The organism is Maribacter sp. HS (assembly GCF_048059195.1).
GTDB classification, from domain to species: Bacteria; Bacteroidota; Bacteroidia; order Flavobacteriales; family Flavobacteriaceae; genus Maribacter; species Maribacter dokdonensis.
Genome location: NZ_JAYLVV010000005.1, coordinates 241,055 through 263,071, shown reverse-complemented (window position 1 = coordinate 263,071; position 22,017 = coordinate 241,055). Strand labels below are relative to the sequence as shown.

The following is a 22,017-nucleotide window of genomic DNA, read 5'->3' as shown; positions in this document are numbered from 1 at the left end:
GTGTTTAAGCAAAGATAACTAGTCTAGCTCTTCAAAATCAATGTATTCACCTACTTTTTCTGAATCCTTCCTTTTTCTAGTGGTTTTTTTATTGATAATTACACTCTCATCTTCTTGTTCATTAAATGGGCGTTGATTATCAAAAGCTTGTCTGAAATGAGATTCAGTTTTCTTTGCTGCGTAATTCAAAATTTTTGGCGCAAATAACCTTGCTAATATTTTTAGAAGGTAATAGACCAAAAGAATAATTAATATAGTTTTTAAAAAAGCCATTTATTACTGCTTATATATATCAAAAATACAATTATCACGTTGTATATGTAGAATCATATTATTAAAATATATATAAAATCGTGTTCATGAATAGTCTTTTTGCCTACTCTAAATCATATCAATACGTATTCGCTTTATTATTTCTAATACCGTTAATAGGTATTTCTCAGTATACAGATGTAATAAATTCTAATAGACCTGGAGTTTCTGTGAGCGCTTACGCGGTTGGCAAAAATGTGGTACAGGCAGAAATGGGATTATTCTATGAACAAAGAGACCACACCATTCTAAATACAGAATCGAATATTTGGGGAACCGATGTTTCATTACGATATGGTTTGTTATTCGAAAGATTAGAACTTAATTACGAAGGTACTTTTCAAGATCAAAAGATTACATTTTTGAATTTTGACCTAGAGGGCAAGCGAAGAGATTTTTCTAGAAATAGATTAGGTTTAAAATACTTGATCTATGACCCATTTAAAAATCCTGAAGCCAACAAACCCAACCTTTATAGCTGGAGAGCCAATCATAAATTTCAATTTAAGAATTTACTGCCCGCAGTTTCTTTATACGGTGGAGCAAATTTTGTTTTAGGCGATAATCCTTTTTATATAGGTGAACCAACCATTTCTTATCGTGGTATGATAGCTACCCAAAGTCGTTTGACTCCAAGGTTCGTATTAATTACCAACACCGCATATGACCGTATAAGCACAGATGACCCTGAGCTCAGCTATACCATATCATTATCCCATGCATTTAGAAACCCAAAATGGAGTGTTTTTGTAGAACACCAAGGCATTGACAGCGATCGGTACTCAGATGTATTGATACGTGGAGGTATTGCCCATTTATTAAAAGAAAACCTGCAGTTCGATTTTAATATGGGAGCTAGTCTAAAAAATACACCTACACGTATATTTTTTGGAATTGGCGGTTCTTACAGAATGGATTTCCATAAAGACAGCTTAAAACCAATTGAAGATCAAGAAGCGGATCAAAATGGTGGTGCCATTGACAAAAAAGCCATGAAAAAGAAAAAGAAGGATAAGAAAAGTAAAGGTAGCGGTGCAGAAGACGTAAACCTTGGGCCTTCTAAAAAACAGCTCAAAAAACTTAAGAAAGCGGAAAAGAAGAAAAAGAAAGAAAGTAGCGAGATCGACTTTTAACACTACATTCTACTCTTCAATATTTCATTACGCACCCCTTTATAATGTAGATTAATATCACTAATATTGGCACTTCTAAAGAAGTCCAATGATTACGATACATGAAGCCAAATCAAAGCAAGATTTAAAACGTTTTGTAACCTTTCCTTTTTCGTTATACAAAAACAACAAATATTGGGTACCACCCATTATAAATGACGAACTTGAAAGTTTTGATAAAGAAAAAAATCCTGTTTTTAAAGATGCAGAGGCATGGTTCTTCCTTGCCATGGACGGTGATAAAATAGTTGGTCGTGTAGCCGCTATTGTCAATCACCTAGAAGTTGACCAACAAAATGTAAAAAAAATGCGTTTTGGTTGGTTCGATTTTATAGATGATCAAAATGTATCTAAAGCACTTTTAGACAAAGTAGCAGAAATTGGTAATCAGCACCAATTGGAATTTATGGAAGGTCCTGTAGGTTTTTCAAACTTAGATAAAGTTGGAGTACTTATAGAAGGGTTTGATCATATTGGCACCATGATAACTTGGTATAACCATCCTTATTACAAAGACCATTATGAGAGTCTTGGCTTTGTAAAGGAAAAGGAATACATGGAAAATAAATTTCCTGCAGGTAATGCAGATCCAGCACTCTTTACCAAATTGAACGACCTAGTTAAAAGAAGGTACGGTCTTAAAGAGGTTAATTTCACAAAGACTAAAGAGGTTATGCCCTTAGCAGATGAAATGTTTGATCTATTTAATGAAACCTATGCCAACCTTTCTTCTTTTGTTCCCATAACAGAAATACAAAAGGCTTATTTCAAAAAGAAATATATAAGCTTTATTAACCCAGAGTATATAAAATTCATTAAAGATAAAGAGGATAAACTCATCGCCTTTGCCATTGTAATGCCATCATTTTCAGAAGCACTGCAGAAAGCTAAAGGTAAGTTGTTTCCGTTTGGATTATACCACTTATTGAAGGCCAAGAAAAACAGTAAGGATGTTATTTTCTATTTAATAGGAATACGACCAGAATACCAAAACAAAGGAGTTACTGCAGTAATTTTCAACGAGTACTACAAAACATTCAAAGAAAAAGGCATTGACATGTGCTACCGCACTCCAGAATTAGAGGAGAACATTGCAATAAAGCAAATGTGGAAACATTTTGACCCAGTAATCTATAAACGTAGAAGAACGTATAGAAAATCACTTTCTTAAAAAGAAAAAGGTCCGAAATCAAATTTGATTTCGGACCTTTTTATATACGTCTGTTGTAGATTATTCTCCCATTGCAGCGGCAACTGCAGCAGATAATCTTTTATATGTACCATTCTGCAAGCGCTCCCTAATAGAAGAGAAAGCTTCCAATGTTTCTTCAACATCTTGTAAGGTGTGGGTAGCGGTAGGTATTAAACGTAAAAGTATAAGTCCTTTAGGTATTACCGGATACACAACAATAGAACAGAAAATACCATGGTTTTCACGTAAATCCTTCACCAAGGCCATTGCCTCTGGAATACTACCATTTAGATAAACAGGAGTAACACAACTAGTAGTTGTACCAATATCAAACCCTTTTTCTTTTAACCCATTTTGTAACGCATTCACGTTTTCCCAAAGTTTAGCTTTCAGCTCTGGCTGGGTACGCAACATTTCTAAACGTTTTAGTGCTCCTTTCACATAAACCATTGGTAATGATTTAGCGAACATTTGCGAACGTAGGTTATATTTTAAATAATCAATAATTTCTTGATCGGCAGCAACAAATGCACCAATACTTGCCATTGACTTTGCAAAAGTGGCAAGATAAACATCAATACCGTCTTGCACACCTTGCTCTTGACCTGCACCTGCACCGGTTTCACCTAAAGTACCAAAGCCATGTGCATCATCTACCAATAACCTAAACTTGAATTTTTCTTTTAAGGCTACGATTTCTTTTAAGATACCTTGCTCACCACGCATACCAAAAACGCCTTCAGATATAACCAAGATACCTCCACCGGTTTGTTCGGCCAATTTGGTTGCACGTTCTAAATTCTTTTCTAGGCTCTCCGCATTATTGTGAACAAAGGTAAAACGCTTACCCATGTGTAAACGTACACCGTCAATTATACAAGCATGACAATCAACGTCATAAACTATAATATCATCTTTTGTAACCAGGGCGTCTATTACAGACATAAAACCTTGATACCCGAAATTCAGCAAGTAAGAAGCTTCCTTTTGAACGAAAGCAGCACATTCTTGCTCCAATTGCTCATGAAACTCTGTATGACCACTCATCATTCTTGCACCCATTGGGTATGCAGAACCATATTCAGCTGCAGCCTCACCATCAACCTTCTTAATCTCCGGAAGATTCGCTAAGCCTAAATAATCATTGATACTCCAGGTAATAACATCTTTACCTTGAAATTTCATTCTATTAGAAATAGGACCTTCCAATTTAGGGAAAACAAAGTATCCCTCTGCTTGTGAAGCCCATTTACCTAAAGGGCCTTTATTAGCTAAAATTCTATCAAATAAGTCTTTCATTGTTTAATTTGGATCTGTCTGCAAAAGTAAAAAATTTTGATAAAGATTCATAAATTATTTACTACGCAAAAAAGTGGGCTATAAACCCACTTTTTTATAAAATTATATCTATTTATTTTTTACTTAACGTATTGTATTTCTTGCGTCTCCTCTACGGTATTCGTATTCAAGAAACCTTGATCTTCCATCCACTGATCACTATAAATTTTGCTCATGTATCTAGAACCATGATCAGGAAATATACAAACAACATTACTATTCTTGTCAAATGTATTTAATTCGTCCAATTGCTTAATGGCCTGCATTACCGCCCCACTGGTATACCCAACAAAAATACCTTCTGTTCTTGATATTTCTCTAGCAGTGTGCGCACTTTCTGCATCCGTAACCTTTACAAATTCATCAATAGTACTAAAATCAGTAGCACCAGGAATTAAATTTTTACCTAGACCTTCTATTCTATAAGGATAGATTTCATTGGTATCCAATTCTCCTGTTTCATGATACTTTTTTAATACCGATCCATAAGCATCAACACCAATAACTTTAATATTGGGGTTTTGCTCCTTTAAAAAACGAGCCGTTCCTGATATTGTACCACCTGTACCACTACATGCGATCAAGTGCGTAATTTGCCCACCTGTTTGCTCCCAGATCTCTGGACCTGTAGATTTATAATGGGCTTCCATATTCAGTTGATTGAAATACTGATTGATGTATATAGAACCTTTTGTTTCTTTATGCAACCTTTTAGCAACTTCATAATATGACCTTGGATCATCTGCACTTACATGTGCGGGACAAACATATACCTTGGCACCCATGGAGCGCAACATATCTATTTTGTCCGGTGATGACTTGGAACTAACCGCTAGTATACAGTCATATCCTTTAATGATACTTGCCATTGCAATACTAAAGCCAGTGTTTCCTGAAGTTGTTTCTATTACAGTACTACCTTCGGTTAGAATACCTGCCTTTTCAGCCTGCTCTATAATATGAATCGCAATTCTATCTTTAGAAGAGTGACCCGGATTAAAAGCTTCTACCTTTGCATAAAAGTTACCGGTAAGATTTTCTGCAATTCTATTTAACTTAACTAAAGGTGTATTACCTACTAGTTCTAAAATATTGTTGTAAGCCCTGATCTCATTTTTCATAAGGGGGATATCAATGTTTAGTTATTTTATAAAAAGAAATTTCTTGAAATTTCTGACGCAAAGCTACCATTTTTTTTCCACTATGTGATTTTTCCTTCCAAATCAAGAAGAAATGCATATTCTTTGGCAACTTCTCTTAACGACTCAAATCTACCAGAAGCACCACCATGACCAGCATCCATGTTAGTATTTAATAGTAGTTGATTATCATCTTTCTTCAACTCCCTTAACTTGGCAACCCATTTGGCCGGCTCAAAATACTGCACTTGAGAATCGTGCAGACCAGTAGTGACCAACATGTTAGGATACTTTTGAGCCACCACGTTATCATAAGGGGAATAGGATTTCATATAATCATAAAATACCTTTTCATTTGGATTACCCCATTCATCATACTCACCTGTGGTTAGCGGAATAGAATCATCTAACATTGTTGTTACCACATCTACAAACGGTACAGCAGCAATAACACCATTATAAATGTCAGGTTGCATATTTATAATTGCCCCCATTAATAAACCACCGGCAGAACCGCCCATTGCATATAAATGCTTTGCACTGGTCATTTTTTGTTCGATTAAAAATTTTGAACAATCAATAAAATCAGTAAAAGTGTTTTTCTTCTGCAATAATTTACCGGTCTCATACCATCTTCTACCAAGGTACTCCCCACCCCTAATATGAGCTATTACAAATACAAAACCACGATCTAACAAACTTAACCTTACCGTAGAAAAGTAAGGATCAATTGTTGAACCATAAGAACCATATGCGTATTGTAAAATTGGTGTATCCTCATTTAAAACAGTATCCTTTCTATGAACAACGGACATAGGTATTTTCTCCCCATCTCTAGCCGTTGCCCATAAACGAACTTCTCTATAATTTTCTTTTTCAAAAGTTCCTCCTAAAACGGATTGTTCCTTTTTCTCCTCCTTTTCCTTAGTTCGCATGTTAAAATCTATCACAGAACTAGGTGTAGACATGGAATTATAAGAATACCTGAGTATTTCGGTATCAAAATCAGGATTGTTACCTACATATGCCGTGTATGTTTCACTTTCAAATGGTAAATAATACTCATTTGTACCATCCCACCTAACAATTCTAATTTTGTTCAATCCGTTTTCACGCTCAGAGAGTACATAGTATTCTTTAAAAATATCTACGTCTTCTAAAAGAACTTCTGCTCGATGAGGAATAAACTCTTGCCAATGTTCTGAAGACGTTTGGTTTTCAGAAGTACGCATTAATTTAAAATTCTCCGCCTTATCTTTATTGGTAAGAATGTAAAAGCTATCCTCATAATGAAAAATAGTATACTCCAAACCTCTTTCCCTTGGTGAAAACACTTCAAAATCACCATCAGGAGTATCTGTAGAGAGAATTTGAAATTCAGACGTTAAAGTACTAAAAGAACCTATAACCAAATATTTCTTCGATTTGGTTCGGTATATGAATGTACTGAACGTATCATCTTGCTCATGAAAAACCAAAACATCTTCGGAGGTAGGCGTTCCTAGCTTATGCTTATAAATCTTATCCGACCGAAGTGTTACCGGGTCTTTTCGTGTATAAAACAAAGTTTCATTGTCATTTGCCCATACACCACCACCTGTTGTATTTTCAATTTTATCTTCTAAAACCTCACCAGTTTCCAAGTTTTTGACCTGTAAGGTATATTGTCTTCTAGACACCGTATCTACACCAAACGCAGCCAATTTATTATTAGGGCTGATAGCAATACCTCCAAGATTAAAGTAATCATGTCCCTTGGCCATTTCATTACCGTTGAACATAATTTCTTCATTGGCACTTAAATCATTCTTAAATCTTGAGTACAATGGATATTCACCACCTATTATGTAGCGAGTACTGTACCAATAATCATTTAATTTATAGGGAACAGAAGAATCATCTTCCTTAATTCTACCTTTCATTTCTTGAAACAAATGTTCTTGAAAATCTTTGGTATGCGCAGTTACAGCATTATAATATGCATTCTCAGCTTCTAGATAAGTAATAACTTCTTTGTTTTCCTTATCATTTAACCAATAATAATTATCTACCCTTACATCATCATGAATAATTAATTCTTTAGGAACTTTTTGCGCCTGTGGCGGATGTTTAATATTCATACCTACTACATTATAAAATAAGACGGCAAAAATAAGACTAATTCGTAGACCCCCGTTTTATTATAAGCAAAAACTGAAATGCACCTATTTTTAGTATTTTTGACATCTAAAATTAAAAACACAAACTATGTTCGGAGATATGATGGGTATGATGGGAAAACTCAAAGAAACCCAAAAAAAAGTTGAAGAGACTAAAAAAAGATTGAATACGGTTACCCTTGAAGAAAAGTCAAGTGATGGCTTGGTTTCGGTGACCATAACCGCAAATAGAGAAGTTAAGTCCATAGTAATAGATGACAGTCTTTTACAGGACAAAGAGCAATTAGAAGATTATTTGATACTAACATTGAACAAGGCCATACAAAACGCTACTAACGTAAATGAAACTGAATTAGCTGCTGTTGCTAAAGACGGTATGCCCAATATTCCTGGTATGGATTCGTTATTTAAGTAAGATTGGCAGGTTATTTGCAATTGACATTAAAAAATATAAATTCATGAAGTATCTTTTTTTATTATTAATGATTCCGTTTTTGGCCACCGCCCAAATGGATATTAAAAATGCAACTGATTCTAAATGGCTTACTAATTATGATACCGCTATTTCAAAAGCCAAAAAGCAGAAAAAAAATGTACTCGTTTATTTCACGGGTAGCGATTGGTGTCCTCCATGCAAAATGTTGAAAACCGATTTGTTCGACACCGTTGAGTTTCAAGAACTGTCAAGCAACTATATACTGCTCTACATTGATGTTCCAAGAAATAAGGATTTGTTAACTGAAAAACAATTGGCGCACAACAAAGAGCTACTAACAAAACTCAACAAAAAGAAGGTATTTCCATTATTTAAAGTAATAGATTACAAAGGAAAAGAATTAGACGCTCTTTCTGGTTATAGCATGAACGGCGTAGTTGATTCTCATCTTAAACTTTTAGAAAAAAATAAGTAAGATAAATTTTATTTCATAAAAAATGGCTCATGTAAATACATGAGCCATTTTTGTTATACATCAATTCCAAGCAATAACATTTAAAACAATTAACCTATTTCAATATGAAAGATGTATACCCTAAATAGATATATACCATTAAACTTCATAATTACCATGCTATTGGCAAGTCTAGGGAGACAACCAAACCTCAACTACAATAATTACTTACTTCTAGCTTACAAACAGCTTAGCACCTTTTGAAACAATTAGGTTACTATTATAACCTAAGTTAAAAGCATAAAAAAGGGCTTACTAGTGTAAGCCCTTTTCAATCAAAAAAACAACCTATTCATTAATTGTTGATCAATCTAAATTGAGTTCTTCTGTTCACTGCATGCTCTCTAGCCGTACAAGAAACACCATCACTACATCTGTTCAACAATCTTGTTTCACCGTAACCGTTAGCTACTAAAAGACTTGAATTAACACCTTTAGTAATTAAATAATCAGCTACTGCTTTCGCTCTTCTTTCAGATAAGTCTTGGTTAGACACTGAACTACCTTGTGAATCTGTATGAGAAGCTAATTCAACCTTAACACCAGGGTTTTGAGCTAATACTGGTAATAATCTATTATCGATAATACTTTTTGCCGCAGAAGTCAATGTAGCACTACCAGAATCCCAGTTAATTGGTAAAGCTTGGTACTCAACCAAAGCACACTCCACTTCTTTCCAAGTAGTTAAACCACCTTTTTCCTTTAATACCTCTTTGGTAATCGTTGTAGTTTTAGCCGGAATAATCTCTTCTACTGTATAAGCATCTTTATCCAATACCGTTTTAGTAATTTCTTTATAAACTGCAGGAATAATTTTTTCAACTACGGTAGCAGGTGAGATCAAAACTTCTTTTGTGTAAGATCCATTTTTAGAACCTAATGGAGAACTCGTTGTAGAGGCATCATTAGCCAATACCTGCGTAGAAACTGTTTCAAATTGTGCAGGGTATCCTTTGTAACACCAGTATCTACAATCATCTGGATTACCAGATTCACAATCAGGTGCCGCTACGCCCAACTCCCACTGTGCATATGCAGGCTTGACCTCTATAGTTTGTGTACTGGGAGAAAAAGAAGCAGGGATCACCTGTAAAGAATTTCCACCTCCTTTAGATACATAGGTTACCGTTTCTGTTCCCCACTTAGCAGGAACAACAGTAAGCACTTTTTCTTCTTCTCTCACCAATACACGTTCTGTTATTGTTTTAAATGTAGCAGGAATTGTTTTTAAAATTTTGTACGAAGGGTTGGTTGTAACCGTAGTCGTTTCATTTACATACACATCTGGTGTGGTACAACGTACATAGCATTTACCTGGTTCTGGATTTGACGGCAAATCTTGTGCCATTGCAAACGAAGCAGAAAATGCCACTGCTAGAAATAATACTTTTTTCATTTTGATAGTGTTTAAAATTAATAATTGGTTATTTATAATTATTTATTTGAGGTTTCCTGTAAACTGGTTTTAACCTAGTGTCGAATGCTATTTTAAAACCTGTGAGTTTAACGCCTCAATAATTAAGACACACTATTATTTAAAAAGTCACTGAAAAGCGGAGAAAATATTATTTATCTTTAAGGATATGATTAAAATTGTTAAAGATAAAGACGGCCTATATCAATTTGTTTTGAAGTCTGGCAACGGGCAAGTATTATTAAAGAGCATACCCTTTAATAGTGAAAATGAAACAGATAGCACCATAAAAGACATTAAGGCACTGAAAAAATCTAACGGAAAATTCTTTGAAAGAAGAACTAATACGGATGGCAGATTTTTAGTTGAATTAAAAAATTCTACAGGCAAAATTGTTGGTAGTAGCGGACTTTACACTTCAGAAGCCGGTATGGAAAATGGTATATTGAATATTACAAACAGTTTAGAGTAACATATTAAAAAGACGCTAGCTGCTTAAGCAATTCTTCATGCATATCATTAGTATAGTCCAAATGGGTAACCATTCTCAATTTCCCCTGCCCCATACCAATTATTAAAATATTCTTTTCTTTTAATTTATGAACAAATTGATCGCTTGTCATAAATGACTCATCAATTTCAAAAATGACAATATTGGTTTCAATAGGCTCTACCTTTTTTATAAAAGATTTTGCCGCTAATGCCGCTCCTATTTCCTTTGCCTTTTTATGATCTTCTGCCAATCTCTCTATATGATTGTCCAAAGCATAAATAGCCGCTGCCGCCAAAAACCCCGATTGTCTCATGCCACCACCAAATATTTTACGAATACGGATCGCCTTGTCCATTTGTTCTTTAGTACCCAATAGCAAAGACCCTACAGGACAACCTAGCCCTTTACTCAGACAGACGCTTATGGTATCAAAAAGCTCTCCGTACTGCAACGGAGTCTCTTTCATTTCAACCATAGCATTCCATAATCTTGCTCCATCTAAATGATACTTTAAACCATTATTAGCACAAACCTTTTTAATTGCCTGCAGTTCACTAAAATTCCAACAAGTACCTCCACCTTTATTTGCTGTATTTTCTATGGATACCAATGTGGTTAACGGGCTATGGTAAAAATCCGGTGGATTTATTGCCACTGCCACTTGTTCCGCTGTCATTGTACCTCTATCACCATCTACCAGTCTGCAAGACACCCCACTATTAAAACTAACACCACCACCTTCATAATTATAAATATGGGCATATTTGTCACAGATCAATTGCTCCCCAGGCTGCGTATGCAATTTTATAGCGGTCTGGTTGGTCATGGTACCACTAGGAAAAAACAGTGCTGACTCCATTCCAAAAAGTTTTGCCACCTTTTCCTCTAAGGCATTTACGGTAGGATCCTCTTTAAAAACATCATCACCCACCTCAGCGGTCATCATAGCATCTAACATTCCGGGTGTAGGCTTGGTCACCGTATCACTGATAAGATTAATAAGCATAATAAAGTTCTAACGATTTAATTAGTGAAAACAGCTCATTCCAATTGGCGAACCATCAGGAATCTTTGGCGAAGGTATCATTTTGAATTGTTCCGGGTGCTCTCTGTATGATTTTATTCTCTTAACCATTTCCGCACTAATTGCATTAGCCCCAGAATCTTTCATTAACTGCATATTCAATTCATTTATTTTTTGGGACGCTATGGCATTTACCTGTGGATGCACATTGGTATGCCCTGCCAAATTCATGATATGATACAATACCCTAAAATTGATTATCGTTTGCGCTTCGTTCAAATATGTATCTTTCTGCTTTTTGTTAATGGTTGATGCTATCAATTCATCTAAAACATCAGCCAAACCAACATTATCCGTAACTATTGCTTTTTGCTGAATAAGTCTTGATGCTTTCTCCGGATGCAATAAAAATTTTAAAGTCATATCCGAAGCTGTTTCCACTGCCGACAAGGCATCAAAAGAAACACCGGTTTTACCTTTTATAGACTCCCTTGTTCTAGGGGTTCCAAATGACCTAGGAGGAAACAAGCTCAATTTTTCTTTTGGTATAGCTATTTCTGCAGCATCCAAAGTCCGTAACACACTCTTTAATGCCTCTTGTTGCAAAGACTTATCCGCAACGGCAACTACCTCTTGGCCATCACCTTTTACCGCATAATTATATTCTAAACCACCAATGACTTTTGCCACACCTTCTGTTTGGTACCTATGAAAGAAATATAGCGGTACAAAAACATCTTCCAATACAGAGTAAGGTGCACCTTCTTGAATATTATCTACAGAAAAGTTATTAATGGCTACTTTACGAATACTCAGCATTTCGTCCAATTCTTTGCTGATACTGGTGCCGTTATCCCACAAATGAGCCAAGACATGGGCACTACCTTGTGGTCTGGCATCTTGATCCGTTATATAACGTAGCCCATCTGCTTTGGCCTTATCCAAAATATTGTTCAAGCCTATTTTTTCTTCCCCTTCAGGAAAGTTCTGATAAGAGTATGCTACGGTAACTTTATCCCATGCTCCAATACCTGTTTCATAGGCACTTGAAAAATCAACCTTTCCATTGTTCAAAGTAAACTGCGGATGAGGATAGTCCATCACGGAAGCCTTGCCCGTAGTACTGGCGGCATAATTATGGGCAAAACCTAAAGTATGCCCAATTTCATGTGCAGATAATTGTCTTATTCTTGCTATGGCCATTTCTAACATTGGCTCATAATTATCATCTCTTTCGGCAAATGGTTTGTTCATTAAAGCCTGGGCGATCAAATAATCTTGTCTTATTCTTAAACTTCCTAAACTAACATGTCCTTTCATAATTTCACCAGTTCTTGGGTCTGTTATACTACTACCATAGCTCCAACCTCTGGTAGAACGATGAACCCATTGGATAACGTTGTAACGAACATCTAAAGGATCCGCATCATCTGGCAACATTTTTATTTGAAAGGCATCTTTATAACCTATAGCTTCAAAAGCTTGGTTCCACCAACGGCCACCTTCCAATAAAGCGGATCTTACAGGTTCCGGTGTTCCATTATCCAAATAATAAATAATAGGTTCTACGGCCTCACTAACCTCTGCAGTAGGATCTTTTTTCTCTAAACGATGCCTTCTTATAAACTGCTTTAGAATATTCTGCTCCACAGGTGTCGCATAATCATAATAGTTAAACGGAGAAGAACCTGATCTTGGATCAAAAGCTCGTTTTTTATACTTATCATCTGGCAATTCAATAAAAGAATGATGCTCAGCAACGGTTACTAAATTCGCATTGGGAGCTACACTTCTAATATAACCACCTTTCGCCTCGCCTTTAAAGGTCATTAAAACATCAAACTCTATATTCTTGGGAAAAGCCTTAGTTCTTTCCAAGGCAAAGGCACTTTTAGATTTATCCAGACTATAAGAACCCTGCTCGGTTCTTTTTAGTCTTGAAGAGACACCATGTGCATCTTGCATTAAAAAATCGGTGACATCTATTATATAGGTACCGTTTTTATCTTCAACAATAGGAAAGCCGAACAGAACAGATTTGGCAAACGCTTGTTCAACAGATTTTCGTTCCAATTCATTATCCGTTATGGCCCTATACTTTAAATTTGGCTGAACCAACAGTAATTTATTCCCCGCTTTTTTAAAATACACTACTTGCTCGTCTCCCAGTTGACCTCTGTCCAAGCCAATGTCATTACTTCCTATTCCACTACTTAAAGAGTATACATAAAGAAATTCCTTATCCAACTGATCTACTTCCAAAAAGATTTTATCATTGCCCTCGTCATAGTAGAAATTATAGAACCCCTCATATTTATCAAAATTCTTCTTTTGATCGCTAAACTGTGCGGTTATTGTAGTAATGGATAACAATAGTAATCCAACCAAAAGTACATAGTGCTTTCTCATTCTCTAAAAGTTTTCACTAAAAGTAGAGAAAAACCAACGAATGAAAAACAGGAAAGCCCAACTATATTATAAATATCATACTTGTTAAAAAAGTTACCTAATAATTACATAATAAGGAAAAATACTACCAATTATTGTAAATATTACACCTAATAATCGCTTTTTATCATGTACCTTTTAACAAAACTAATTCTATGGAGAACATTGAAAATCAAATTTTTTCTTCTTATCAAAGAAACCCAGATTTATATGATGAAATTCATGATAAGAAAGGAAAGGTAAAAGAGGTTTATCAAAAGTTATTCAACCTCTATGGTGAACATTCTATTAAAGATTACGTTACGCTAAACAATAAAGCGAAGTCTTCATTTTTTAATCAAGGTATCACTTTTCAAGTATACGGGGAAAACAACGTGCAAGAGAAGATTTTTCCCTTTGATTTATTTCCACGAATTATTGATCCCGTAGACTGGGATATTATAGAGCGTGGCTCCATACAAAGAAGTAAGGCTTTGAACTTATTCCTGTGGGATATTTATCATGATAAAAAAATATTAAAAGATAAGGTTGTACCCATAGAACTCATTACATCTTCAGCCAACTACTTAGATCAAATGAACGGTGTAAATCCGCCAGGAGGTATCTATAATCACATTTCAGGCACAGATGTCATTAAACATAAGGACGGTAAATATTATGTACTTGAAGATAATATTAGATGTCCGTCTGGGGTAAGTTATGTAATCTGCAACAGAACAGCACTTAAAAAGGCGTTGTTTGGTGTGTTCAATCATTACCAGACACATACGGTGACCAATTATGCGGAAAACCTTTTAGAACTACTAGAATCCGTAAAACCTAAGGGCGTGGACATACCCAATGTAGTAGTTATTACACCTGGTATGTACAACTCTGCATTTTATGAGCATTCTTACCTAGCCAAAACCATGGGAGTTGAATTGGTAGAAGGTCGTGATCTATTTGTAGAAAACGATTTTGTTTACATGAAGACTATAAAGGGTCCAGAAAAGGTTGATGTTATTTATAGACGAATAGATGACCAGTTCATAGATCCTCTGGAGTTTAATCCAGATTCCGTTCTTGGCGTACCCGGTTTATTTGCCGCGTATAAAAAAGGGAATGTTACGTTGGCCAATGCCCCTGGCACTGGTGTAGCTGATGATAAAGCCGTATACACCTATATGCCAGAAATTATAAAATATTACTTAGACGAAGAACCTATATTAAACAATGTACATACCTATCATTGCAGCAGACCCGATGAATTAAAATATGTATTGGAACATATTCATGAACTAGTTATTAAACCTGTTGATGAAGCCGGTGGCTACGGTATTTCTATAGGAAACAAGCTAAGTAAAGAAGAAATTGAAAAGGTAAAGGCAGAGGTAAAGGCCAGCCCAAGAAAATATGTAGCCCAACCTATTATGTCATTGTCCGTTCACCCTACCTATATAGACGATACCGAATCTTTTGAACAACGCCATGTTGACTTAAGAACGTTTACCGTTCTCGGGAAAGACAAAGAATTTGTTCTCAAGGGCGGGTTAACACGCGTAGCACTTAAGAGAGGAAATTTAATTGTAAACTCTTCTCAAGGAGGCGGATCAAAAGACACCTGGGTATTAAAAAAATAAAAAATCTATATGTTAGCAAGAGTTGCCAATAATCTATTTTGGATGGGACGTTATATTGAACGTTCTGAACACGTAGCAAGATATTTAAATGTAAATTATTTCTCTTCTTTAGATGCTCCAAATCTAAAATCTCAAGATCGTCAATTTGTTTTACGTTCTATGTTATTTATGGTCGGAGATCCCGAAGAGAATTCAGAAAAATTTTTAAAAGAGGAAGATGTACTCTATAAAATTGGCCTAGACCCCACTTATAGCTCATCCATCATAAACAATATTAAGTTTGCAAGGGAAAATGCAAATAGCGCACGGGATTTAATTTCAACTGAGCTTTATGAAGCAATCAATAAATTCTATCATTTTGTTGTCAACTACCCTAAAGAAGTTTTTGTTAAAAATGGTCTACATGATTTCACTACCCAGGTAGCTGAAATGACAGATATACTTCGTGGAAAAATACGCGGTACACTTTTACATGATGCCACTTATGCCATAATATCAATGGGTATAAACATTGAAAGGGCTACACAAATTACTAGAATGATCAATTCTAAATACAATGATGCATTACTTTCTCAAGGCGGTGAAAATGAAAAGTTCAGTAAAAGTTTTGAATGGACCACGTTATTAAAATGTGCCGAATCTTATGATATGATGCGTAGGTTCTACAAAAAAACCCCTACGAGCATAACTACATTAGAGTTCTTAATTCTTAACCCTAATTGCCCAAGATCGGTAATGAATTCTTTGAACCAGGTAAATCAACATGTAAAAATTTTAAACCCCGAAAAACGGTATAACAAAAATTCTACGGCTTTTTTAATCGGCAGGGTAAGATCAGAATATGAATTTAAATATATTGAGGAAATAGATCAAGACATAAAATCTTTCATTGAAAATATTCTAGAAAGTCTTGTTGATATCAGCGACAAGGTAGATGAGGAATTTTTTAATTATTAGCCCATATAAATAAGGTATCTTTGCGCTCTTATGCCAAGAGATATTGAGATTACATATAGGGCTAAAAATATTTATGACGATTGGGTACATAATGCATATTGGCAGTTTCTTATTATACCGGTAGAGAACGATAGCCAACATAATGTAGAGATAGAATTCAACAATTCATTATTTGCCATTACCGAAAATTCCATTAACGGTTATGGCTTTAAAACCCTAAGAATACATCCGAAGAAAAAATTCAAGAAGGTAACTTTTGAAGCAAAATTTAAACTGATCAAAGAAGATATTGACCCTTTTGATTTTAACATCAACCCTAACGTTTCAGCAGCACATGCCGAGTTACAAAAACTTGATTTTAGAATTAATTACGAACGCTTTTTAAAAGCGACTACATTTACAAACCTAAGTTTTGCACAAGAGCAACTATACGCCTTTGATTCAACTATTTCCATATTCAAAAATCTAGAAAACCTAAACCATTGGGTATATAATTTCATTGAATTTTCAACAGGAGCTACAGATGTAAGTACAATGTTAAATGACGTTGTAACTAATAAAAAAGGCGTTTGCCAAGATTTTGCACATCTTTTCTGTGCCTTGGCAAGAATTAATGGCATACCAACAAGGTACGTCTCCGGATACCTAGACCAAACCCATGGTTTTAAAGGAGATTCACAAATGCATGCCTGGGTAGAATGCTATATACCAGAAATAGGCTGGAAAGGTTTTGACCCTACCAATAATATTTTAGCGGATATGAACCACATAAAAGTCTGCCACGGTAAAGATTATAATGATTGTGCTCCATTAAAAGGTATTATTTATTCTTTGGGCACAAATAAGACCACACACTCGGTCACATTGCAAAGCCAGCAATAGTTAATCTAAAAATATCTTTAAACATTACTTAAAAGAGTATTATTTTTACTCAAAATTAGAATTGTATGAACATAAGTACAGACCACTACAAAGGTCTTATAGATCGCCTTGGTGCGTTAAGGAGGTATCTTTGACATTGATGCCAAATTAATTGAAATAGAAAACGAGCAAGAAAAAACCTTGGCTCCTGACTTTTGGGACAATCCGCAAGAGGCACAGGCACATATGAAATTCATTCAGTCTAAAAAACAATGGGTAGATGATTATGATGCCGCCCAGCTATTGGTTGCAGATTTAGAAGTATTGATTGAGTTTCAGCAAGAAGGCGAAGTCTCTGAAGCCGAAGTTGAAAAGCAATATGAGAAAGCAGTGAACACCATTGAAAAAATGGAGTTCAAGAATATGCTCTCAGAAGAGGGTGATGAATTACCAGCGGTACTTCAGATTACAGCAGGCGCAGGTGGTACCGAAAGTTGCGACTGGGCAGCTATGCTCATGCGTATGTATATGATGTGGGCCGAAAAGAACGGTTACAAAATCAAAGAACTCAATTACCAAGATGGTGATGTTGCCGGCATTAAAACCGTAACCTTGGAAATTGACGGTGAATTTGCTTTTGGTTGGTTAAAAGGAGAAAATGGAGTTCATCGTCTTGTACGTATATCACCTTTTGATAGTAATGCCAAAAGACATACCTCATTTGTTTCCGTATATGTATATCCATTAGTAGATGACAGTATAGAAGTAGATGTCAACCCTGCAGATATTACCATAACCACTGCAAGATCAAGTGGTGCTGGTGGGCAAAATGTAAACAAGGTTGAAACTAAAGTCCAATTGACCCACCACCCTACAGGAATTCAAATATCTTGTTCAGACAGTAGAAGCCAGCATGATAATAGGGCCACGGCGATGAAAATGCTGAAATCTCAACTATATGAAATTGAGCTACGTAAAAAAATGGAGGCTCGCCAAGAGATTGAATCCTCTAAAATGAAAATTGAATGGGGCTCTCAAATTAGAAACTACGTTATGCATCCGTACAAATTGGTTAAGGATGTAAGAACCGGAGAAGAAACCGGTAATGTAGACAATGTCATGGATGGTGACATTGACCAGTTTTTAAAAGCCTTTCTAATGATGATGGGACAAAAAGAAGAAGAATAAATTATTAATCCCTATTTATTATATTTAATAGATAGGGTTTTAACATAAAGCTAAAAGTAATATGATTAAAATATATCACAATTCTAGATGCAGCAAATCTAGAGAAGGTTTAAAAGTTGTAGAAGAGTCTGGCAAGAAATTTGAAGTGGTAAAATATCTAGAAGATATACCAACAAAAGATGAACTTAGAAATATTATTAGTTGTTTGGACATTAAACCAATTAACTTAATACGTAAGTCAGAAGCCGTTTGGAAAGAGAAATTCAAACATTTATCATTAAACGATGAAGAGTTGATCGATGCCATGATCACGCATCCAAAATTAATAGAAAGACCAATTGTAATTAATGGAAATAGCGCGGTTATTGGTAGACCGGCTTCAAACATTAACTCTTTGTTGAAATAGAATTTATTATAATTGTTAAGTATATTATCTTAACAAACAATTAACCATTTTCGGTTAAACCATAGTATAACTTTATAATCTAAAGACATGAAAAAAGTATTAAAGCATAGTGGACTAAATGTATTGACATTGTTGGTTGCCTTATTTGGTACTACAGCAATTTACGCACAATATGGTTATGGGTCGCAATATGGTTATGGATCTAGAGGAGGTTATGGTTATGGAAGTCAAAGGAGTTCTATTCCCCAAGCACAAACTCCGGCCGAAGAACCCAAACCAAAAACTGCCGAGGAACTGGTAGATGGTGAAATGCCCAGAATTACAGAGGCATTGGAACTAAATGAATTTGAACAGGCCGTATTAAGCTCTGTACTTAAAAAATATGTACAAGAGCGTATAGAGGCTCAAATATTAAAACTTCCGCCAGAAAAAATGGCAGAAGTATATGAAAACATAACTAAAAGGCAAGATGAGGAATTAAAAGCCGGTCTGCCATTAGAAAAGTATGAAGCTTTTGTTGCATTACAAAAAGATGGTGTTTCAAAAACTTTAAAGAAGAATAAAAAGAAGAAAAAAGAAAAACGAAAGAAATCCAAAAACTGACTTAATGAGACAACTTTACCCTTTACTCCTACTCTTAACACTATCATTTAATTATATATACAGTCAAAGACCCGGAGGAGAACGGGAAAGAGGTCCAATTATCATTAGCGGTAAAGTCGTAGACAAAGACGATAATCTTCCTTTAGAATATGCTACACTGGTACTACAAAGTGTAAATAACCCTGATAAAATTACAGGTGGCATTACAGATATTGATGGTAACTTTCAGGTTGAAACCACACCAGGGAAGTACAATATTTCCATAGAATACATTTCATACAAAACTTACAAATTACCAAATCAAACATTGACCGAATCTACAGATTTGGGTACGGTTAAACTTGCTTTAGATGTAGCTCAACTAGAAGCCGTTGAAGTCGTTGGCGAAAAAACTACCGTAGAGGTACGTTTAGACAAAAAGATCTATAATATTGGTAAGGATTTAACCAATAGTGGCGCAACTATTACCGACGCCTTGAATAATGTACCCTCTGTTGATGTAGATGTTGAAGGCGCCATAAGTTTACGGGGTAATGAGAATGTTAGAATTCTTATTAACGGCAAACCGTCAGCATTAGCGGGTTTTGGATCTACAGATGCTCTTACACAACTTCCTGCAGATGCCATTGAAAAGGTTGAGGTGATTACTAGTCCGTCTGCAAGATATGACGCAGAAGGTACCGCAGGTATTTTGAACATTGTTCTTAAAAAGGAAAAAACACTGGGCTTTAACGGTTCTGTAAACACTACTATCGGTTACCCTGTGAATAGTGGTATATCCGTTAATGCAAATTTACGTACGGACAAATTTAATTTGTTCAACACAACAGGGTATAACTATAGAGATGCCCCAGGAAATGCATTTTATGATAACACCTATACTTCTGGATCATATGATAGGATTATAGAGGACAGGGACTATTTTAGACTTAGAAAAGGATTCAACACTAATTTGGGACTTGAGTATTTTATTACAGAGGAATCTTCAATTACAGGAAGTGTATTTTACAGAACCTCTAAAAGTGAAGATGAAACTGAAAATACCAACCAAAGGTTTATTAACAGCACACTAGATAGTGAAACCTTTAGAACTGAAGATGAAGGTGAAGATGATGAGAACTATCAATTTTCTTTGAATTATATTAATAATCTTGATGATGATGGACAAAAACTAACGGTAGACGCTCAATACTCTAACGGCGTAGAAGATAAGACCAACATCATACAAGAAAACAATACGTTGCCTAATGATGATTTAATAGTCTTGGAAAATGTCTTTGAAAAAGAAACCCAAAATGAATATTTAGTACAAGCAGATTATGTATTACCTATGGGCGATGCACAATTTGAAGCTGGGTATAGAGGAACTTTTGAAAAAACAGAAACGGATTATAGATTAGACTCTTTAAACCAAACCACCGGTCTGTTCGATATCAACCAAGACCTGACCAACTTATTTGCTTATACTGAAAATGTAAATGCCGTATATACCCAATATGGTAACAAATACGGTAAATTTTCTTTTCTTTTAGGATTACGTTTAGAGAACACCCAGTTAAAAGGAGAATTGACCTCTTTATATGATTCTTCTGAGTTAGAGGATCAATTGGGAGTAGATGTTGAGGCAAATTTCGATAAAAACTATTTAGGGCTTTTCCCAACTGTGAACGTCATTTACGAACTGGGTGAAAATGAAAATATTTCATTAGGCTATAATAGAAGGATAAATAGACCAAGAGGAAGGTACGTAAACCCTTTTCCTTCAAGATCTAGTAGAACAAATATTTTTCAAGGAAACCCGGATCTTGATCCTGCGTTCTCCAATGCTTTTGATGTTGGTTACTTAAAGAGATGGGATAAGCTAACCCTTACCTCTTCTGTGTATTACCAACGAGAAACAGATTCATTTGAACGTATACAAGAAGAAACTGGTGAAACCACCACAGATGGAATTGAAATAATTAGATCAATTCCCATTAACCTATCTACAAATGATAGAATAGGTGTTGAAGCCGGTATGCTATATAGTCCTGCAAAATGGTTACGTTTAAATTCCAGTTTCAACTTCTTTCAATTTAAGACAGATGGCGCATTCAACGGTATAGATTATGGTACAACAAATACCAGCTGGTTTGCCAGATTTAGCTCTAAAGTATCTTTACCTGCAAAAATTGACTGGCAGACCAATGCGTTTTATAGAGGCCCATCATCAACCGCCCAAACGGAAAATGGAGGTATATTCTCTTTAAATTTAGCGTTCAGTAAAGATATTTTAAAAGACAATGGAACAATTTCCCTGAACGTTAGCGATCTATTAAATTCCAGAAAAAGAACTTCTTATACAGAAACGGAATTCTTTACGTCTGACAGTGAGTTCCAATGGAGACAACGCCAGATAACCATGGGCTTTGTATACCGCTTTAATCAACCAAAAGAAAGAAATAAAAATGGCAGAGGAAATAATAATGATGAAGGTGACGAAGAAATTGAAGGATAAGCAGTTACCCATAAATGGTAAATAAAAAAAGGAAGCCAATTGGCTTCCTTTTTTTATTTAATAATATCTTTTATGCTTCTCGCGCAGCTTTTTTCTTGTCGCGTCTTTCTTTCAATAACTCTATAATGTTCCCACCTAACCAGTAAGGCACAACAAATAATAACAAAAACATCATTAGCCAAAAACCTATTGTCAAAATGGTCAAAAAAGCTAAAAATCCTAAATATTGGTCAAAATCAAACATA

At 35.3% G+C, this 22,017-nt stretch carries 20 protein-coding genes; 12 read left to right on the top strand and 8 right to left on the bottom strand.

Translation table 11 applies throughout. From position 1 onward, the window contains the following. Nucleotides 1–18 precede the first annotated feature (18 nt). Nucleotides 19–273, bottom strand: a complete 255-nt coding sequence (locus VBZ51_RS14055; protein ID WP_416577327.1) for a DUF4834 domain-containing protein — start codon at nucleotides 271–273, stop codon at nucleotides 19–21. Between the two features lie 86 nt (nucleotides 274–359). On the opposite strand from VBZ51_RS14055, the gene VBZ51_RS14050 reads away from it, so the two are divergent. Then, on the top strand, nucleotides 360–1,445 hold the full coding sequence (locus VBZ51_RS14050) for a transporter (protein ID WP_091605171.1): 1,086 nt from the start codon (nucleotides 360–362) through the stop codon (nucleotides 1,443–1,445). 88 nt (nucleotides 1,446–1,533) lie between these two features. Beyond that, on the top strand, nucleotides 1,534–2,655 hold the full coding sequence (locus VBZ51_RS14045) for a hypothetical protein (RefSeq protein ID WP_058103192.1): 1,122 nt from the start codon (nucleotides 1,534–1,536) through the stop codon (nucleotides 2,653–2,655). 60 nt (nucleotides 2,656–2,715) lie between these two features. Here the strand turns inward: VBZ51_RS14045 and VBZ51_RS14040 are convergent, their stop codons facing one another. The 3 genes from VBZ51_RS14040 to VBZ51_RS14030 all read right to left on the bottom strand — a co-directional run bounded on the left by VBZ51_RS14040 (nucleotide 2,716) and on the right by VBZ51_RS14030 (nucleotide 7,273). After that, nucleotides 2,716–3,975, bottom strand: a complete 1,260-nt coding sequence (locus tag VBZ51_RS14040; protein WP_074673329.1) for an aminotransferase class I/II-fold pyridoxal phosphate-dependent enzyme — start codon at nucleotides 3,973–3,975, stop codon at nucleotides 2,716–2,718. Between the two features lie 119 nt (nucleotides 3,976–4,094). Next, nucleotides 4,095–5,135 carry a PLP-dependent cysteine synthase family protein gene (locus VBZ51_RS14035; protein WP_058103194.1) on the bottom strand — a complete coding sequence of 347 codons (1,041 nt, stop codon included), beginning with the start codon at nucleotides 5,133–5,135 and terminating at the stop codon, nucleotides 4,095–4,097. Nucleotides 5,136–5,215: 80 nt separating this feature from the next. After that, entirely contained in the window at nucleotides 5,216–7,273 is a 2,058-nt protein-coding gene (locus VBZ51_RS14030; RefSeq protein WP_416577326.1) for a S9 family peptidase, read from the bottom strand. Nucleotides 7,274–7,400: 127 nt separating this feature from the next. Here VBZ51_RS14030 and VBZ51_RS14025 point away from each other — a divergent pair, with 127 nt between their 5' ends. Both VBZ51_RS14025 and VBZ51_RS14020 read left to right on the top strand, forming a co-directional pair. Next, entirely contained in the window at nucleotides 7,401–7,727 is a 327-nt protein-coding gene (locus tag VBZ51_RS14025; RefSeq protein WP_071341887.1) for a YbaB/EbfC family nucleoid-associated protein, read from the top strand. Nucleotides 7,728–7,770: 43 nt separating this feature from the next. Then, a complete protein-coding gene (locus VBZ51_RS14020; RefSeq protein WP_416577325.1) occupies nucleotides 7,771–8,223 on the top strand; it encodes a thioredoxin family protein in 453 nt (150 codons plus the stop codon). Nucleotides 8,224–8,557: 334 nt separating this feature from the next. Here the strand turns inward: VBZ51_RS14020 and VBZ51_RS14015 are convergent, their stop codons facing one another. After that, a complete protein-coding gene (locus VBZ51_RS14015; RefSeq protein ID WP_416577324.1) occupies nucleotides 8,558–9,658 on the bottom strand; it encodes an OmpA family protein in 1,101 nt (366 codons plus the stop codon). 187 nt (nucleotides 9,659–9,845) lie between these two features. Here VBZ51_RS14015 and VBZ51_RS14010 point away from each other — a divergent pair, with 187 nt between their 5' ends. Beyond that, nucleotides 9,846–10,148: a DUF1508 domain-containing protein gene (locus VBZ51_RS14010; protein WP_071341884.1), complete on the top strand. Its 303-nt coding sequence runs from the start codon at nucleotides 9,846–9,848 to the stop codon at nucleotides 10,146–10,148. 4 nt (nucleotides 10,149–10,152) lie between these two features. Here VBZ51_RS14010 and VBZ51_RS14005 read toward each other — a convergent pair whose 3' ends face one another. Together VBZ51_RS14005 and VBZ51_RS14000 are read right to left on the bottom strand one after the other, a co-directional pair. Continuing rightward, nucleotides 10,153–11,175, bottom strand: a complete 1,023-nt coding sequence (locus VBZ51_RS14005) for a threonine aldolase family protein (RefSeq protein WP_416577323.1) — start codon at nucleotides 11,173–11,175, stop codon at nucleotides 10,153–10,155. 21 nt (nucleotides 11,176–11,196) lie between these two features. Beyond that, a complete protein-coding gene (locus tag VBZ51_RS14000) occupies nucleotides 11,197–13,602 on the bottom strand; it encodes a zinc-dependent metalloprotease (RefSeq protein ID WP_416577322.1) in 2,406 nt (801 codons plus the stop codon). 194 nt (nucleotides 13,603–13,796) lie between these two features. Between VBZ51_RS14000 and VBZ51_RS13995 the strand changes: the two genes are divergently transcribed. The 7 genes from VBZ51_RS13995 (at nucleotide 13,797) to VBZ51_RS13965 (ending at nucleotide 21,772) form a co-directional block, all read left to right on the top strand. Next, a complete protein-coding gene (locus VBZ51_RS13995) occupies nucleotides 13,797–15,260 on the top strand; it encodes a circularly permuted type 2 ATP-grasp protein (RefSeq protein ID WP_058103202.1) in 1,464 nt (487 codons plus the stop codon). A 9-nt stretch (nucleotides 15,261–15,269) separates the two neighbouring features. Further along, a complete protein-coding gene (locus tag VBZ51_RS13990) occupies nucleotides 15,270–16,217 on the top strand; it encodes an alpha-E domain-containing protein (RefSeq protein WP_416577321.1) in 948 nt (315 codons plus the stop codon). A gap of 30 nt (nucleotides 16,218–16,247) precedes the next feature. After that, nucleotides 16,248–17,099, top strand: coding sequence for a transglutaminase-like domain-containing protein (locus tag VBZ51_RS13985; RefSeq protein WP_416577320.1), 852 nt, complete (start codon nucleotides 16,248–16,250; stop codon nucleotides 17,097–17,099). Between the two features lie 65 nt (nucleotides 17,100–17,164). Beyond that, nucleotides 17,165–18,266 (top strand): peptide chain release factor 2 gene (gene prfB, locus VBZ51_RS13980; RefSeq protein WP_232231219.1). Its coding sequence is split into 2 segments (ribosomal slippage): nucleotides 17,165–17,230 and nucleotides 17,232–18,266, totalling 1,101 coding nucleotides; the frame shifts between segments, so codons are not numbered across the junction. Between the two features lie 61 nt (nucleotides 18,267–18,327). After that, entirely contained in the window at nucleotides 18,328–18,672 is a 345-nt protein-coding gene (gene arsC, locus VBZ51_RS13975; RefSeq protein ID WP_058103205.1) for an arsenate reductase (glutaredoxin), read from the top strand. Between the two features lie 87 nt (nucleotides 18,673–18,759). Next, nucleotides 18,760–19,275: a hypothetical protein gene (locus VBZ51_RS13970; RefSeq protein WP_058103206.1), complete on the top strand. Its 516-nt coding sequence runs from the start codon at nucleotides 18,760–18,762 to the stop codon at nucleotides 19,273–19,275. 4 nt (nucleotides 19,276–19,279) lie between these two features. After that, a complete protein-coding gene (locus tag VBZ51_RS13965) occupies nucleotides 19,280–21,772 on the top strand; it encodes a TonB-dependent receptor domain-containing protein (RefSeq protein WP_348100685.1) in 2,493 nt (830 codons plus the stop codon). 70 nt (nucleotides 21,773–21,842) lie between these two features. Here the strand turns inward: VBZ51_RS13965 and VBZ51_RS13960 are convergent, their stop codons facing one another. Further along, nucleotides 21,843–22,016, bottom strand: a complete 174-nt coding sequence (locus tag VBZ51_RS13960) for a hypothetical protein (RefSeq protein ID WP_091609002.1) — start codon at nucleotides 22,014–22,016, stop codon at nucleotides 21,843–21,845. Nucleotide 22,017 lies beyond the last annotated feature (1 nt).